Source organism: Brucella sp. (genome assembly GCF_032066345.1).
GTDB lineage: Bacteria > Pseudomonadota > Alphaproteobacteria > Rhizobiales > Rhizobiaceae > Brucella > Brucella pseudogrignonensis.
Genome location: NZ_DAMBKZ010000001.1, coordinates 419,663 through 435,127, shown reverse-complemented (window position 1 = coordinate 435,127; position 15,465 = coordinate 419,663). Strand labels below are relative to the sequence as shown.

Genomic DNA, 15,465 nt, shown 5'->3' with positions numbered 1-15,465 from the left:
CGATCTACCCAAGCCGAAACGGATTTGCTGCTCGATGCTTTATTTTTCACGTTGGAAATCGGCTCTGATCTGGTTGGCAATCATTGCCAGCTTCATCATTGCGTCGCCTAATTTTTTCTCGCGTGAAACACTGGCAAATCTGCCCGGATTTTTGCCCACAAAGCAGGTCGCACTTGGCCTTGATCTTTCGGGTGGTTCTCGGCTCGTCCTTCAGGTGCAGAATGCTGCCAGTGGCGATCTTGATCGCACTAAAGACATTATGCGGCAGCGTCTGGAAGAACTTGGCTACGGCAGCCCTATCGTCGAGGAAGAGGGCCGTAATCGGATTCGCGTTGAAGTCCCGGGCCTTTATGACGCCCAGCTTCTGAAAGATATTCTCAGTATTCGTGGCAATCTCTCGTTCCGTTCGGTTGATGACAGCATGTCTCCCGACGATGCGATCCGCGGAGAACCACCAGCTGACAGCGCGGTTGTCTATTCCTATGACGATCCACCAGTCGGCTATCTCGTCAAAAACGAGCCTATTTTTACTGGTGAAGATGTCACCGATGCAAAAGCAACCCTTGCCGAAGACGATAACGAACCAGTCATTACGCTGACGCTGGACGAGAAGGGGCGCAGCAGTCTCGCTGCTGCGACCGCTCAGGCCGCTGGCAAGAGCTTCGCAATTGTCATCGATAATCAGGTTGTTTCAGCGCCTGTCGTAGACGGACAGCTTGACACGAATGAGCTTGAAATTTCTGGCGGCTTTGATCTGCAGGCTGCCAATAATATGGCCGTCGTTCTGCGTTCGGGCGCATTGCCAAAGGCTGTTTCAGTTCTTGAAGAACGTACCATCGCTTCGGCTCTGGGTGACGATTATGCAAGTGCAGCGGTATCCGCAGCACTTCTGGCGGCGCTGCTAGTCGGCCTCTTCATGATCCTGTCCTATGGCATCCTCGGCGTGATCGCCATGGTGGCGCTTGTCGTCAACATGATCATTCTGATAGCGATCATATCACTGATTGGAGCATCGATAACGCTTGCCAGCGTTGCGGGTCTGGTGCTGATCATCGGTATGGCCGTTGATGCCAATATTCTGATTTACGAACGTGTGCGGGAAGATCGCCGAAAAGGCTATTCCGTTGTTCAGGCGATGGAATCTGGTTTCTATCGCGCGCTTTCGACCATCGTTGACGCCAACCTCACAACGATGATTGCAGCTCTCGTTCTGTTCCTGCTTGGCTCAGGTCCGGTACATGGCTTTGCGCTCACTGTTACAATCGGTATCCTTACAACACTATTCACGACGCTGACCTTCACGCGTTTGCTGATCGCCCAATGGGTGCGCACGGCAAAGCCGAAAGAAATCCCGAAGCGTCGCCTGAAGCTCGTTCCGACCGTTACGCATATTCCGTTCATGCGTCTTCAGTTCGTGACCCTCGGCATTTCCGTTCTGGCTTCAGCAATCGTTGTCGCTCTCTTCGTCAATATCGGCATCAATTACGGCATCGATTTCCGTGGTGGTTCGATGGTCGAATTGCAGGCTCGCAGCGGTGACGCCAATCTGGCTGACATTGAAGAACGCATGAGCGAGCTCAATATTGAGAGCGCGCGCGTGCTGCCTGTCAAATCCCCACGTTCTGCGCTTGTCCTTATTGGCAGCCAGGAAGTGGGCGACGATGCAGAACAGACCGTAGCGGTGAAACTGCGTGGTGAATTCGAGCAGGACTACTCGTTCCAGCGTGTTGAGGTTGTCGGCCCAACCGTTTCGGAGCAGCTGTCACAGGCCGGTCTTCTCGCGCTGTTCCTGTCGCTTGCCGGTATCTTCGTCTATGTCTGGATCAGGTTCCGTTGGCAGTTGGCGCTTGGCGCTGTTCTTTCGACGCTGCACGACGTCATCATTCTGGCGGGCGTCTTCATTGTCTTCCGCATGGAATTCAATCTTTGGAGTGTTGCGGCGGTTCTGACAATCATCGGTTACTCGCTGAATGATACCATCGTGATTTATGACCGAGTGCGTGAAAACTTGAAGCGCTATAACAGTGCGCCGCTGCCCGCGATTATTGACGCCTCCATCAATCAGACCTTGTCGCGTACATTGCCGACAGCCTTTGTGACTTTCATTGCGCATATTCCGCTCTATATGTTTGGTGGAGCAGATATCCGCATGTTTGCACTGGCATTGAGCGTGGGCATCATCGTGGCAACCTATTCTTCGATCTTTATCGCAGCACCTTTGCTCGTACAGTTCGGCCTCAAGCCGCGCGCTGCTGATGGTGACGATGCAATGGGCGATGATCTTGCACAGTCGCTCAATCTGGATAATTAGACATGGCTAAGGGTATAGAAATTCGTGAGGCCCACTTTCCGGGCCGCGCACCAATTGATGCATATGGCAATGGCGGTTTCCGCTTCGCCGATATGTCGCATATTGGCTCTATTCTGTGCCTGCCATCCGGCATTCATGGCTGGGAACCGCAGACGCCGCCAATCCTGTCACGCCGTGATCTGGGCGCCATTCTTGAACAGGCGAGTGACATTGAAATCCTGTTGGTGGGAACGGGAATGGATCTTCGCCGCATTCCGGAAGATGTGCGCGCTATGCTGCGTGAGCATCGTATTTCCTCTGATCCAATGAGTACGGGCGCTGCGGTGCGCACATATAATGTGCTGCTCGCCGAAGATCGTGCAGTAGCAGCGGCGCTGATTGCGGTAGACTGATTTCCATGAACCAGAATGAGGCACATTGCCTGGCGCTTCTGCGCGAAGCTGACCGGGATCGTTATCTTTCGGTGCTCTATGCGCCGGAAGAAAAACGCGGCGCGCTTGCGGCGCTTTATGCGTTTAATGCAGAAATTGCTCGGATTCGCGATCTGGTACACGAGCCACTACCCGGTGAAGTCCGTCTTCAATGGTGGCGCGATCTCATCAATGGTGAGGAACGGGGCAGTGCAGATGCCCACCCTGTTGCTGCAGCGCTGATCGATACGATTACCAAATATGATCTGCCGCGCGTGGCTTTCGACAATTATTGCGATGCCCGCATTTTCGATCTCTATGACGACCCAATGCCAAGCCGGAACGATCTGGAAGGCTATTGCGGCGAAACCGCGTCGGCACTTATCCAGCTAGCCGGTTTCATTCTTGATCGTGATGCGGCGCAGGCCCATACCGAGACAGTCGGCCATGCCGGAGTTGCACAGGCCGTGACTGGCCTCTTGCGCCTTATGCCGATTCATCGTCGTCGCGGGCAGCTTTATGTGCCTGCCGATATGCTGCAGGCGGTTGGCGTGACGCGCGAAGCCTTCCTCGGCAACGACGACAAATCCGCTCATGAGCGCGTCATCACTGTGATGATGGCTCTCGCGCGTGAACATCTGGCAATCTTTGATAAGGCCAAGAAAGATCTGCCCAAAAGCCTCAGCCCTGCATTTCTGCCGCTGGCGCTTGTTCCGGCCTATCTCAGCTCTGTTGAACGGCTTGGTAGTAAAGCTGCTGATCAGGTGGCTGACCTGTCAGCCATACGCAAACAATGGCTGATGTTTCGCTCTAATTTTTAAAACAGATAAGGCGGTTTTCCTGAATAAGAAAACCGCCTTATCTTTTTGAATTAAAACTGTAAATTTCTTTCGAAACTTACGCGTTGTTGCCGAGCCATTCCTGGAAATCGGCGAGTGCGCGTGCAGATAGCGCACGCTTTTTTGCAAGCGTCTTTTCCTTGCCGCGCAGCCGCTTGCCTTCTGGTTTAGGCACGTCGATTGGTGGGAACAGACCAAAATTCACGTTCATTGGCTGGAATGAGCGTTTACCCGGTTCATCGTCGTCAGCAACAATGTGGCCGCCAGTGATATGGCCGAGCAGCGCACCAAAAGCTGTGGTCTGCGGCGGTGCCACCGGTGTCTTGCCAAGCTTTTCAGCAGCGGTGAAACGTCCGGCCAGCAGTCCGATTGCCGATGATTCGACGTAACCTTCACAGCCGGTAATCTGGCCAGCGAAGCGCAGGTTTTCGCGAGACTTCAACCGCAGCACATTATCGAGCAGCACTGGCGAATTGAGATAGGTGTTGCGGTGCAGGCCGCCAAGACGCGCAAATTCTGCATTCTCAAGGCCGGGGATCATTTTGAAGATGCCGGTCTGCGAGCCGTATTTCAATTTCGTCTGGAAACCTACCATATTGTAGAGTGTGCCAAGCGCATTATCCTGACGCAACTGCACGACCGCATAGGCCTTGACCGTCGGATTGTGCTCATTGGTGAGGCCCATTGGCTTCATCGGGCCATGGCGCAAGGTTTCCGGGCCGCGTTCGGCCATCACTTCGATAGGCAGACAGCCATCGAAATAGGGCGTGCCTTCCCATTCCTTGAAATCGGTCGTGTCGCCTTCGATGAGGGCAGCAACGAAAGCCTCATACTGCTCCTTGTCCATAGGGCAGTTGATGTAGTCCTTACCGGTGCCGCCCGGCCCAACCTTGTCATAGCGCGACTGGAACCAGCACACATCCATATTGATCGAATCAAAATGAATGATCGGCGCGATGGCATCAAAGAAAGCGAGCGCATCAGCACCTGTTTGTGCTTGAATCGCTTCTGCAAGAGTCGGCGCAGTCAGTGGGCCGGTCGCAACAATCGTCGTGCCCCAGTCTTCGGGCGGTAGGCCGGTGACTTCTCCGCGCTCGATTGTAATCAGCGGGTGCGCTTCTAGTTTTGCAGTCACTGCCTGCGAAAAGCCTTCGCGATCGACCGCGAGTGCGCCACCAGCTGGGACCTGATGTGCGTCGGCACAAGCCATAATCAGCGAGCCTGCAAGGCGCATTTCGGCATGAAGTACGCCGACGGCATTGGTCTCAGCGTCGTCCGAGCGGAAAGAATTCGAGCAGACCAGCTCTGCAAGCTGCTCCGTCTTATGCGCGTCTGTGCCGCGAACGGGGCGCATTTCATGCAAAACCACAGGAACGCCAGCCTGCGCAATTTGCCACGCGGCTTCGGAGCCTGCGAGGCCGCCGCCAACGACATGTACGGGGGAGAGATTGGTATCTTTTGACATGGCAAATCCCTTACCTCCTTTGAATGTCGCCTTCAATGGGAGAAGCGCATCAGAGCAGGGAACCTATACCACAAAAACAAATGGCATCCGGCGCGGGAGGAGGTGCGACGGATGCCATTATTGTCAGACCGGAATTGGGAGGAGGAGAGACCGGTCTTGGTATCGCAAAGCATGGGAGGAGGAGTGCTTTGCGACGAACCGGGCCTGATGGGAGGAGGATTCAGGCCCAGCAAAGTCAAATCTGATTAGCGTCCCTTGGACTGACGTGCGACAAACGGAATGTCTGCGCGGGAAATGCCAAGATCGTTAAGTTCGCGAGTCGAAAGCTGGTTAAGCTCGTTGACAGTATCGCGGTAACGGCGCCAGTTGTTGTATGAGCGAAGCAGGTTCATCGTTTTATTCCTTCATCTTTGAGGAACTGTGGTTCAATTCATCTCGTTGTGTTGCCCATTATATAACTCATTGTTTTCGCTACTTGCAGGCCCGAGTTTGCATAGCTGCTCTGCGGGTTCTGCACGACGGACTAAATCGATTAGACTGTTCAGGCACAAAATTGCCGTAAAGGACCTCGACCTAACTATTTGCCGGCTGGCGAGTTTCTTATATGTTCCCTAGTGGATTGAATTTGACGTTTGGACACGGACCGACATACATGCTGCTCCAAACGTCAAATTCGAAAAATCCACTAGATTCATAATATTGCTGGTGGTTTTTAGGTTCCGATATTTGTTCAACGCGAGTCTCGTCCGGTTACAAATATCGGAATCTAACCACCAGCCACTTGGATTAAGCTTCGTATCAACGGATAGATTGTTCGGGAGTTGTTTTGTCGTTTTCAGTTTCAGTAGAGCGCCTGATCGAGCGATGGCAGCATGATGGCCTTATCGATGCCGACACGGCTTCGCGGCTGAATGCCGATCTTGAAAAACGTGGCCCCCGGTTCAGTCTCGGCTCGGTTCTCGCAACACTTGGCGGGCTGTTGCTTGGCGCTGCGGTCATCATGCTGGTTGCAGCCAACTGGCAGGATATGCCGCGCATCATGCGTATCGGTCTTATCTTCGCATTGATCTGGGTGTGCTATATCGGCGGTGCATGGCGTGAGCTGCGCGGCGACAAGCTGTTACCGCAGGTGCTCTATATAATAGCGGCGGCATCATTCGGCGCAGGCATCGCACTTGTTGGTCAGATGTATCACCTGTCAGGCGATGTTCATTCGGCGGCTGTGGTCTGGGCGGGCGGTGTTCTTGTAGCAGCGTTTCTGCTGCGCTCTCCGGTTCTGGCTGTGTTTGGTGCAGCCGTCGCCTGCTTTTATTTGGGGACCTATGCGTTCAGCAACGAATATGGCGACCTGGACTACCGCTGGATAGGCCCGTTGCTGGTTCTTGTTGGAGCAGTTGCCGCGCGTTTCACGCAATCCCGCCACGCAGCCCATTTATGGTGCCTGTTCGTTCTCGGCTGGGCGGTGCTTCTTTATTCGGAAAACGAAAGCCGGGCGATTCTTGGCATGATGCTGGTTATCGGTATTGCTTTCATGCTCGCCGACGCCTTTGCCCATGATGCGCTTCAGAAGCTCACACGCTTTGCGCATCCGCTGGCATCCTACGGCCTGCTGCTTGCGCTATTGGCGCTTGGCATTCTGCAAGTCGACAAGATGCTTTCCATCATCTTTGATAAGAACATCACGCAGGATGTCGTCTATGGCATTCTCATTCTGGCGCTATCGATTGGTTCGTTAGCCGTGTGCGGGCGAGACAATGGCAGTTTGCGTTCCATTGCCTATGCAGCTTTCTCGTTTGAAGTGCTTTATCTCGCCTTCTCGACGGTGGGTTCGATGATCGGTACATCAGGTTTCTTCCTCACGGCAGGTGTGCTGGTGCTGCTCCTTGCAGCCTTCGTGCGACGTATGGAGAGCCGGTTCGGGCGAAAGCGCCAAGTGGAGGCAAAGCCATGAGCTTATTCAAGAGTAAGTGGCTTTATGCCGGTGCCGTTGTCGCTGCAGTGCTCCAGACGGGCATTCTTTATGCAAGTATTGAGAAACGCGCCTCAGTGCTTCGGTCTGGCAATGAGATCGTGCTGCAGACACGACCGATTGATCCGCGTGATCTGTTGCGTGGTGATTACGTTATCCTCGGCTATGACATCACATCGATCAACCGCAACATCATTCAGGGCAAGCCTGAGGACGGTGCCCGCACAGTCTATGTAGCGCTGAAGCCCGACGTGCAGGGCTTGTGGCATCTTTCGCGTGCGTCCTTTGAGCCGTTCACTGATCTTGCTTCTGACGAGAAGCAGATTCGCGGCCATTCGGTTTATGCGATTTCTGATTATCCTGATGCGACCATCAGTATGCGTTACGGCATAGAACGCTATTACGTGCCGGAGGGTGAGGGGCGTGCAATTGAGGATAGCCAGCGTGATTTACAGATCACTGCCGTGGTTGCCGTTGACGATACAGGCACGGCTGTCATGAAAGCTTTACGTGATAATGGCGAGCAACTTTATCAGGAACCGCTCTATTAATCGGCTTCTGAACGAAAAGGGGCTTGGCTAAGACGACAAGATCGCTATATAGGGGCGGAAAGCACGAAAGCGCTTCGGCTTGAAAGAGCTGGCAAATCTATGCCGGTAAAACGGCTTTTTTCCTTTGAACCGGGAAAATTGAATGATATAGAGACGCGCGCTTTCGAGAGGCGGTTCAATATCTGAGGCGAATGTAGTGCGTTCGGTGGAATGCACTTCGGTTCAGAGGCGGATATGGCGAAATTGGTAGACGCACCAGATTTAGGTTCTGGCGGGAGACCGTGGGGGTTCGAGTCCCTCTATCCGCACCAACTGCCTTAAGGCAAAAGAATTTCTCTCCCGCGACGAGGCACAAACGCCGGAAACGGCGGGACAATGACAAGAAGTGAAGGTTTGAACATGCAGGTTACCGAAACGCTCAATGAAGGGCTGAAGCGCGAGATTAAAGTCGTGGTTCCGGCCGGAGATCTCGAAGCCAAGCTCTCTGAGCGGCTCGAAACTGCCCGTGGTCGCGCCAAGATCAATGGCTTCCGTCCAGGCAAGGTGCCAACGGCACACCTGCGCAAGACCTACGGCAAGTCCTTCATGGCTGAAATCGTGAACGAAATCCTCAATGATTCGTCGCGTTCGATTCTTGCTGACCGCAACGAAAAGTCGGCAACACAGCCTGTCGTTTCGATGTCGGAAGACGAAAAAGAAGCTGAACAGGTTCTGGACGGCAAGGCCGATTTCGTTTTCTCGCTGACTTACGAAGTTCTGCCAGCGATCGAAGTCAAGGACTTCTCGAAGATTGCTGTCACCCGCGAAGTCGTAGACATCTCGGACGAAGAAGTTGACGAACAGGTTAAGCGCGTTGCTGCTTCGACCCGCACTTTTGAAGCCAAGAAGGGCAAGGCCGAAAATGAAGATCGCGTAACGATCGACTATCTCGGCAAGCTCGACGGCGAACCATTTGAAGGCGGCGCAGACACCGATGCGCAGCTCGTTCTCGGTTCGGGTCAGTTCATCCCAGGCTTTGAAGAGCAGCTCATTGGCCTCAAGGCTGGCGACGAAAAGGTTATCAACGTAACTTTCCCTGCTGAATACGGTGCTGCGCACCTCGCAGGTAAGGAAGCAACCTTCGACATCACCGTTAAGGGCGTTGAAAAGGCTGGCGAACTCGTTCTCGACGACGAAACCGCTAAGAAGCTCGGCATCGAGTCGCTTGAGCGTCTGCGTCAGGTTGTCCGCGAACAGATCGAAAGCCAGTACGGCCAGATCACCCGTCAGAAGGTAAAGCGTCAGATTCTCGACGCACTCGATGGCGATTACCAGTTCGAAACGCCAGAAAAGCTCGTTGAAGCAGAATTCAACAACATCTGGCAGCAGATCAACTTCGATCTGCAGCAGGCTGGCCGCACATTCGAAGACGAAGAAACCACTGAAGAAGCTGCTCGCGAAGAATACCGCAAGCTTGCTGAGCGCCGCGTTCGCCTCGGTCTGGTTCTCTCCGAAATCGGTGAAAAGGCAGGCGTAGAAGTTTCTGAAGAAGAACTGCAGCGCGCTGTTTACGACCAGGTACGTCGCTACCCAGGTCAGGAAAAGGAAATCTACGAATTCCTGCGCAAGACGCCGGATGCAGTTGCTAACCTTCGCGCACCTATCTTCGAAGAAAAGGTCGTTGACCATCTGCTCGCAAACATCAACGTGACCGACAAGAAGGTCTCGAAGGAAGAGCTGACTGCAGAAGACGAAGATGCAGCTTCGGAAGCAAAGCCAGCCAAGAAGGCTGCTGCGAAGAAGAAGGCCGCTCCTAAGAAGAAGGCAGAAGAAAAGTCCGACGAGGCTTAATTCTTCCAAGTCTGAACTATTCGAGAAGGCCGCGCACTGCGCGGCCTTTTCATTTGAAGCTTAGTTCGTCCGTTGAAGGTGTGACATGAATGGATTGCCATATCTCCATTTGGAGCTGACGATGCAGGAAGAGCCACGCCAACCCGCATGGCCAGCCGATGTCAGTGTAGTTACCTTCTCTGATGAATATGCACGAGCTGCCCATGATTTGCTGCTTCGGGGCTATGCCAGCGGCGGCGGTTTGGTCACTGATTTCGACAGCTGGTACAATGGTTTGATAGCCGATAGCGAATATGATCCGGAACTGGCCGTTCTGGTTCTCGATCAGGTCCGTCGCCCTGTAGCATTTGTGCAGTGTTGGAATAGTGCTTTCGTAAAGGATTTGGTTGTCGATCAAAGCAGGCGGCGGGAAGGGCTCGGCGAAGCGCTTTTGCTTTGTGTTCTTCGGCTTTTCTTTCAACGTAATCAGACAACGATTAGTTTGAAAGTTGAGCAGAATAACCCCTCTGGTGCTGAAAAGCTTTACAGGCGTATAGGCTTTAGCGAAGTTTCAGTGACGAAACTGCCTATGAAACCTTGAGCAAATCACCCTGAAGGGCAGAGAAGGCTTGCCAGTCCTCGCCGTTTGTTTTAGCCAAAGTCAGATAGAATTTTTGCTGCGCATTGCGTCGCACAGGAAGAGATAGACGAGTTACTATGACCCTTATTGATACGCGTACGCCTGAACCAAAACGTTTCATCTCTGGCGCCACCGGCGACTGGGAAATCGTCATTGGCATGGAAGTCCACGCTCAGGTCACGTCCGAGTCCAAGCTATTTTCCGGCGCTTCCACATCCTTCGGTGCAGACCCGAATGCGAATGTGTCTCTGGTGGATGCCGCGATGCCGGGCATGTTGCCTGTCATTAATATTGAATGCGTCAAACAGGCTGTGCGTACCGGCATTGGCCTGAATGCTCAGATCAATCTGAAGTCGGTTTTTGATCGCAAGAACTATTTCTACCCCGATTTGCCGCAGGGCTATCAGATTTCGCAGTTCAAGCAGCCGATCGTCGGTGAAGGCAAGATCATGATCTCCGTTGGTCCTGACAATAAGGGCCAGTTCGAAGACGTAGAGATTGGTATTGAGCGTTTGCATCTGGAGCAGGATGCGGGCAAGTCGCTGCACGACCAGCATCCAACGATGTCCTATGTCGATCTCAACCGTTCCGGTGTGGCGCTTATGGAAATCGTTTCCAAGCCAGACCTGCGTTCGTCCGACGAAGCCCGCGCTTATCTGACCAAGCTGCGCACGATTGTCCGTTATCTCGGCACTTGTGATGGCAACATGGACGAAGGTTCGATGCGCGCAGACGTGAACGTTTCCGTTCGTCGTCCGGGCGGCGAATTCGGCACCCGTTGCGAAATCAAGAACGTCAACTCGATCCGCTTCGTCGGTCAGGCGATTGAATATGAGGCACGTCGTCAGATCGCTATTCTGGAAGACGGTGGCTCTATTGATCAGGAAACGCGCCTGTTTGATCCTGTGAAGGGCGAAACCCGTTCGATGCGCTCCAAGGAAGAAGCGCACGACTATCGCTATTTCCCTGATCCGGATCTTCTGCCACTCGAATTCGATCAGGCCTTCGTTGATGCGCTTGCCGCAGATCTTCCTGAGCTACCGGATGTCAAGAAAGACCGTCTGGTCGAAAAACTCGGTATCTCGGTTTATGACGCGTCGATTCTGGTCTCGGAAAAGGCCATTGCGGACTATTACGAAGCAGTATCCGATGGTCGTGATGGCAAGCTGGCTGCAAACTGGGTCATCAACGATCTACTTGGTGCGCTGAACAAGACGGGCAAGGACATTGAAACATCACCTGTTTCACCGGTTCAGCTCGGCGCGATCATCGATCTGATCAAAGATGGTACGATTTCCGGCAAGATCGCTAAGGAACTGTTTGAAATCGTCTGGAATGAAGGTGGCGACCCGAAAAGCCTCGTTGAAGAACGCGGCATGAAGCAGGTTACGGATACCGGTGCGATTGAAAAGGCCGTTGACGATATTATCGCAGCCAACCCGGATAAGGTCGAACAGGCCAAAGCCAAGCCAAGCATGGCTGGCTGGTTTGTCGGTCAGGTGATGAAGGCAACGGGTGGCAAGGCCAACCCGCAGGCCGTTAATGATCTGGTCAAGTCCAAGCTCGGGATTGAAGAATAATGTGGGTTCGCAGCGCCAGTGAGGCAGATCTTAAGGCCGTGCACGAATTGCTGGTCTCGACCTGGCACGCGACTTTCGACGATATTCTTGGCCGGGAAACGGTGAATGCCGTCACCGGCAAATGGCACTCGGTTGCGGCGCTGAAAGCCAATCTCAAGAAGCCGTATTCTGAATTCATCGTTGCAGATAACGGCGAGGGCGGTATCGACGGCATGGCTTTTGCGAGCCAGACCGGAGAGGGCAAGGCCTCGCTCCATCAACTCTATGTGCGTCCTGAATCGCAGGTGCAGGGCATCGGCACAATGCTTCTGGCGGAAGTCGAAATGGCTTTTCCGGGCGTAAACACGATGCGGCTTGAAGTGATCGAACGCAATGAGAAGTCGGTGCGCTTTTACGAGCGCAAAGGCTATGCCCGCGTGGGCCGCAGTGAAGATTGGGGCGATCCCAATTGCAAGGAGCCCGTGCTGATTATGGAAAAGTCTCTCGAAGGCTGGAGTATGTAGTCTTTTGCTTTAACGCGCATCATATCCGAAAACCACTTCACACTTTTCGGGATGCGCTTCATACTCTTGTGACAGCGGCAACTTGCCCCTTGCCTTGGGCCTTTGATAGGGCCATAAGCGTTGAAAACCCGGCAGTTAATCTGCCTGTGGCAATAACGGATCTGGATAGGTCATGAAGAAATTTCTTACGCAAGTCTTCACCTGGTGGAATGGCCAAACGCTTGGCACCCGCCTTCACACCTGGCGCAAAGGCGAACGGGTCGGCGAAGATGAGTTCGGCAATGTCTACTATCAGGGTGGCAAGGACTCTGAAGGTCGCACCCGCCGCTGGGTCATTTTCAATGGCTATGCGGAAGCAAGCGCTATTCCTCCGGGCTGGCATGGCTGGATGCATCACCGCGTTGATACGCCGCCAAGCAAGGAAGACTACAAGCCGCGTGACTGGCAGAAGCCACACCTGCAGAACCTGACTGGTTCGTCGCTGGCTTATCGTCCGAAGGGATCGATCGCGATTCCGGGAACCACTCCTGCCGAACGTCCACGCGTAACCGGCGAATACGATGCCTGGACACCGGGCAGCTGATTTGAATCTTTAAACCGGCATGGATTTCATGCCGGTTTTTTCTCTTTTGCGGTATGAGAGCACAATTCGACCGGCGTGAATCGGGGTCGATAAGATTATGCTCAACATCAAAAATTTTAGAGCGCCGATTTGATTCATTCAGATCTAAAGCCTGTCTAACGCAAAAGGTTTGAGGATAGTTGGATCACACATACGGTAGCAAAGCATTGCTGCTTGCAGCTGGGCCACGAATCGTCACAATTGACGATTAGGAGTTGTTCCGGCTCATTATTTAACCAGATTAATACGGATATCCGTTTTGACGAAGCATTCCACCGGCACGGCTATTAACGGAAAGAACTGGTTCAAGCAGGCAGCAAAGGTGGCTTTGCTCACTCTGCTCGCCGGCACTTCAAGCTTTAATGCAGCTTATGCTGAACGTATTTCCAATCCTGTTGCAGAGTTTTCGGGTCTCGACAAGATCACCGGCCGCATCACCAGTTTCGATGTTTACATCAATGAAACTGTGCAGTTCGGCGCGCTTCAGGTAACGCCGAAGGTTTGCTATTCGCGTACCGAGAACGAAGCGCCGCGCACAGACGGTTTTGTCGAAGTTGATGAAATTACCCTCGACCGCAAGATTCGCCGTATCTTTACCGGATGGATGTTTGCCGATAGTCCGGGTCTCAACGCTGTTGAACATCCGATTTATGACGTGTGGCTTAAAGACTGCAAGCAGAAGTCCGACGTTCCGCCGCCAGATCAGCGCAAATAATCTTTCATTTCAGAAAATGGCGACGCCCTGAAGTGCTTCATCGAGAAGCCCTTCATATTTTTTGCGCCGAACTTCGATTGCACCGAAGCGCTCCAGATGGGCTGTCGTGAACTGCGTATCAAGCAGTACAAACCCCTGTCGTTTCAGATGCTCGACCAGATAGGCGAGGCAGACTTTTGACGCGTCGCGCTTGCGTGTAAACATGCTCTCGCCAAAGAAGGCGCGTCCGAGCGTGACGCCATAAAGTCCACCCACGAGCTGGCCGTCATGCCATGCTTCGACTGTGTGGCAATGACCAGCGTCAAAGAGTTTCTGATAGGCTTCGCGGATCGGCGCGTTGATCCATGTCCGCGCTCGTTCGCCGGTACCGCTTGCGCAGCCGTCGATAACGCCCTCAAAGTCACTATCGAGCCGAATTTCAAAAACTGCTTGTCTGATGGTTTTCTGCAGGCTTTTCGGAATGTGAAAGCCATCAAGCGGGATGATACCGCGCTTTTCAGGACGAACCCAGAAAATCTCAGGATCGTCTGCTTCTTCGGCCATCGGGAAAACCCCGGTGGCATAGGCCCGCAGGAGCAGCTCCGGTTCGATTGTATAGTCGTCCGGTGAGGCTCCTGCGGTCACTTTATTTATGCACCCATGTTCTTATGTATTTGGAGTTTCTGACTGCTTGGCCAGATACTTTTCCAGCCAATGGATGTCGTAATCACCATTGGCAATGTCCTGATTGGAAATCAGGTCCTGGAACAGGGGCAGGGTCGTCTTGACGCCATCGACCACGAACTCATCAAGCGCACGACGCAGACGCATCATGCATTCAACGCGGTTCCGGCCATGTACGATCAGCTTGCCGATGAGGCTGTCATAATATGGCGGAATACGGTAGCCGGAATAGACGCCCGAATCCACGCGGATACCAAGGCCACCTGGCGTATGGTAATGGGTGATCAGGCCCGGTGAAGGCGTGAAGTTGCGCGGATCTTCCGCATTGATGCGGCATTCAATGGCATGGCCATGGAAGCGTACATCTTCCTGCTTGACGGACAGGCCCAGGCCTGCTGCCACACGGATCTGCTCGTGAACGAGATCGATGCCGGTGATTGCTTCGGTAACTGGATGCTCCACCTGAAGACGGGTGTTCATTTCGATGAAATAGAACTCGCCGTTTTCATAAAGGAACTCGATCGTGCCTGCACCGCGATAGCCCATATCAGCAACAGCATTGGCACAAATCATGCCGATCTTGTCGCGTGCTTCGGCATTCAATGCTGGAGAGTTGGCTTCTTCCCAGACCTTCTGGTGACGGCGCTGCAACGAGCAATCGCGTTCACCCAGATGGATTGCATTACCTGCACCATCGCCCATGACCTGCACTTCGATGTGGCGCGGCTTTTCGAGATATTTCTCGATGTAAACGGCATCATCACCAAATGCTGCACCAGCCTCGGTACGCGCAGTTGCAAGAGCTACTGCCAGATCGTCTTCAGTGCGGGCAACCTTCATGCCGCGACCACCACCACCGGCGGATGCCTTGATGATGACCGGATAGCCGATTTCTTTTGCGATGCGCTTGGCTTCGTTTTCATCGGTTACGCCACCGTCCGAACCCGGAACGACTGGAATGCCAAGGCGCTTTGCAGTGCGCTTGGCTTCAATCTTGTCGCCCATGGTGCGGATATGCGAAGAGGTCGGTCCGATGAAAGTAATGCCGTGTGCTTCAAGAATTTCAGCAAACTTGGCATTTTCCGAAAGGAAGCCATAGCCCGGATGGATTGCATCCGCGCCGGTGATTTCGCAAGCAGCAACGATTTGATGAATATTCAGATAGCTGTCGCGTGATGGAGGCGGTCCAATGCAAACGCTTTCGTCCGCAAGGCGAACATGCATCGCATCGGCGTCAGCTGTGGAATGAACAGCGACCGTCTTGATGCCCAGTTCTTTACAAGCCCTGAGCACACGAAGAGCGATTTCGCCACGATTGGCTATGAGTATCTTTTGAAACATTGCGCTTTGCTGCCCGTTCATTGAATAAGCCTGAATTCTACTGACCA

General features: G+C 53.4%; 15 protein-coding genes and 1 tRNA gene. 12 read left to right on the top strand and 4 right to left on the bottom strand.

Annotated elements, in window-relative coordinates; genetic code table 11:
- The first annotated feature begins 34 nt into the window (after positions 1 to 34).
- The 3 genes from secDF to RT142_RS02295 are packed head-to-tail and all read left to right on the top strand — an operon-like array spanning position 35 to position 3,542.
- On the top strand, positions 35 to 2,311 hold the full coding sequence (gene secDF / locus RT142_RS02305; RefSeq protein ID WP_007874696.1) for a protein translocase subunit SecDF: 2,277 nt from the start codon (positions 35 to 37) through the stop codon (positions 2,309 to 2,311).
- Between the two features lie 2 nt (positions 2,312 to 2,313).
- Complete coding sequence (locus tag RT142_RS02300; RefSeq protein WP_007874704.1) at positions 2,314 to 2,703, top strand: Mth938-like domain-containing protein; 390 nt, start codon at positions 2,314 to 2,316, stop codon at positions 2,701 to 2,703.
- 5 nt (positions 2,704 to 2,708) lie between these two features.
- Positions 2,709 to 3,542, top strand: coding sequence for a phytoene/squalene synthase family protein (locus RT142_RS02295; RefSeq protein WP_007874705.1), 834 nt, complete (start codon positions 2,709 to 2,711; stop codon positions 3,540 to 3,542).
- Between the two features lie 76 nt (positions 3,543 to 3,618).
- Here RT142_RS02295 and trmFO read toward each other — a convergent pair whose 3' ends face one another.
- Together trmFO and RT142_RS02285 are read right to left on the bottom strand one after the other, a co-directional pair.
- On the bottom strand, positions 3,619 to 5,025 hold the full coding sequence (trmFO, locus tag RT142_RS02290) for a methylenetetrahydrofolate--tRNA-(uracil(54)-C(5))-methyltransferase (FADH(2)-oxidizing) TrmFO (RefSeq protein ID WP_313027000.1): 1,407 nt from the start codon (positions 5,023 to 5,025) through the stop codon (positions 3,619 to 3,621).
- 245 nt (positions 5,026 to 5,270) lie between these two features.
- On the bottom strand, positions 5,271 to 5,417 hold the full coding sequence (locus tag RT142_RS02285) for a DUF1127 domain-containing protein (RefSeq protein ID WP_007874707.1): 147 nt from the start codon (positions 5,415 to 5,417) through the stop codon (positions 5,271 to 5,273).
- Between the two features lie 434 nt (positions 5,418 to 5,851).
- Here RT142_RS02285 and RT142_RS02280 point away from each other — a divergent pair, with 434 nt between their 5' ends.
- From RT142_RS02280 to RT142_RS02240, 9 genes are all read left to right on the top strand, one after another.
- The gene (locus tag RT142_RS02280) at positions 5,852 to 6,976 is read left to right on the top strand and encodes a DUF2157 domain-containing protein (RefSeq protein WP_112804869.1); all 1,125 of its coding nucleotides are present in this window, start codon (positions 5,852 to 5,854) and stop codon (positions 6,974 to 6,976) included.
- Entirely contained in the window at positions 6,973 to 7,545 is a 573-nt protein-coding gene (locus tag RT142_RS02275) for a GDYXXLXY domain-containing protein (protein ID WP_112804867.1), read from the top strand. The genes RT142_RS02280 and RT142_RS02275 overlap by 4 nt, the downstream gene beginning before the upstream one ends.
- A gap of 228 nt (positions 7,546 to 7,773) precedes the next feature.
- Positions 7,774 to 7,856, top strand: a tRNA-Leu gene (locus RT142_RS02270).
- An 88-nt stretch (positions 7,857 to 7,944) separates the two neighbouring features.
- Complete coding sequence (gene tig / locus RT142_RS02265) at positions 7,945 to 9,375, top strand: trigger factor (RefSeq protein WP_268877849.1); 1,431 nt, start codon at positions 7,945 to 7,947, stop codon at positions 9,373 to 9,375.
- A 109-nt stretch (positions 9,376 to 9,484) separates the two neighbouring features.
- Positions 9,485 to 9,955 (top strand): GNAT family N-acetyltransferase, encoded by a 471-nt coding sequence (locus tag RT142_RS02260; RefSeq protein WP_313026995.1) that lies wholly within the window; start codon positions 9,485 to 9,487, stop codon positions 9,953 to 9,955.
- Positions 9,956 to 10,071: 116 nt separating this feature from the next.
- Complete coding sequence (gatB, locus tag RT142_RS02255; RefSeq protein WP_007874716.1) at positions 10,072 to 11,574, top strand: Asp-tRNA(Asn)/Glu-tRNA(Gln) amidotransferase subunit GatB; 1,503 nt, start codon at positions 10,072 to 10,074, stop codon at positions 11,572 to 11,574.
- Complete coding sequence (locus RT142_RS02250) at positions 11,574 to 12,077, top strand: GNAT family N-acetyltransferase (RefSeq protein WP_064320521.1); 504 nt, start codon at positions 11,574 to 11,576, stop codon at positions 12,075 to 12,077. The genes gatB and RT142_RS02250 overlap by 1 nt, the downstream gene beginning before the upstream one ends.
- Before the next feature lie 172 nt (positions 12,078 to 12,249).
- On the top strand, positions 12,250 to 12,660 hold the full coding sequence (locus RT142_RS02245; protein ID WP_064320522.1) for an NADH:ubiquinone oxidoreductase subunit NDUFA12: 411 nt from the start codon (positions 12,250 to 12,252) through the stop codon (positions 12,658 to 12,660).
- Positions 12,661 to 12,943: 283 nt separating this feature from the next.
- Positions 12,944 to 13,414, top strand: coding sequence for a DUF2155 domain-containing protein (locus RT142_RS02240; protein WP_039859697.1), 471 nt, complete (start codon positions 12,944 to 12,946; stop codon positions 13,412 to 13,414).
- Positions 13,415 to 13,423: 9 nt separating this feature from the next.
- Here the strand turns inward: RT142_RS02240 and aat are convergent, their stop codons facing one another.
- The gene (aat, locus tag RT142_RS02235; RefSeq protein ID WP_112805166.1) at positions 13,424 to 13,993 is read right to left on the bottom strand and encodes a leucyl/phenylalanyl-tRNA--protein transferase; all 570 of its coding nucleotides are present in this window, start codon (positions 13,991 to 13,993) and stop codon (positions 13,424 to 13,426) included.
- Positions 13,994 to 14,059: 66 nt separating this feature from the next.
- On the bottom strand, positions 14,060 to 15,418 hold the full coding sequence (gene accC / locus RT142_RS02230) for an acetyl-CoA carboxylase biotin carboxylase subunit (protein ID WP_064320523.1): 1,359 nt from the start codon (positions 15,416 to 15,418) through the stop codon (positions 14,060 to 14,062).
- Positions 15,419 to 15,465 lie beyond the last annotated feature (47 nt).

Excerpts from the sequence above, each read along its gene's own strand:
- secDF (WP_007874696.1), top strand. The coding sequence starts at position 35 with ATGCTTTATTTTTCACGTTGGAAATCGGCTCTGATCTGGTTGGCAATC.
- RT142_RS02300 (WP_007874704.1), top strand. The coding sequence starts at position 2,314 with ATGGCTAAGGGTATAGAAATTCGTGAGGCCCACTTTCCGGGCCGCGCA.
- RT142_RS02295 (WP_007874705.1), top strand. The coding sequence starts at position 2,709 with ATGAACCAGAATGAGGCACATTGCCTGGCGCTTCTGCGCGAAGCTGAC.
- trmFO (WP_313027000.1), bottom strand. The coding sequence starts at position 5,025 with ATGTCAAAAGATACCAATCTCTCCCCCGTACATGTCGTTGGCGGCGGC.
- RT142_RS02285 (WP_007874707.1), bottom strand. The coding sequence starts at position 5,417 with ATGAACCTGCTTCGCTCATACAACAACTGGCGCCGTTACCGCGATACT.
- RT142_RS02275 (WP_112804867.1), top strand. The coding sequence starts at position 6,973 with ATGAGCTTATTCAAGAGTAAGTGGCTTTATGCCGGTGCCGTTGTCGCT.
- tig (WP_268877849.1), top strand. The coding sequence starts at position 7,945 with ATGCAGGTTACCGAAACGCTCAATGAAGGGCTGAAGCGCGAGATTAAA.
- gatB (WP_007874716.1), top strand. The coding sequence starts at position 10,072 with ATGACCCTTATTGATACGCGTACGCCTGAACCAAAACGTTTCATCTCT.
- RT142_RS02250 (WP_064320521.1), top strand. The coding sequence starts at position 11,574 with ATGTGGGTTCGCAGCGCCAGTGAGGCAGATCTTAAGGCCGTGCACGAA.
- RT142_RS02245 (WP_064320522.1), top strand. The coding sequence starts at position 12,250 with ATGAAGAAATTTCTTACGCAAGTCTTCACCTGGTGGAATGGCCAAACG.
- accC (WP_064320523.1), bottom strand. The coding sequence starts at position 15,418 with ATGTTTCAAAAGATACTCATAGCCAATCGTGGCGAAATCGCTCTTCGT.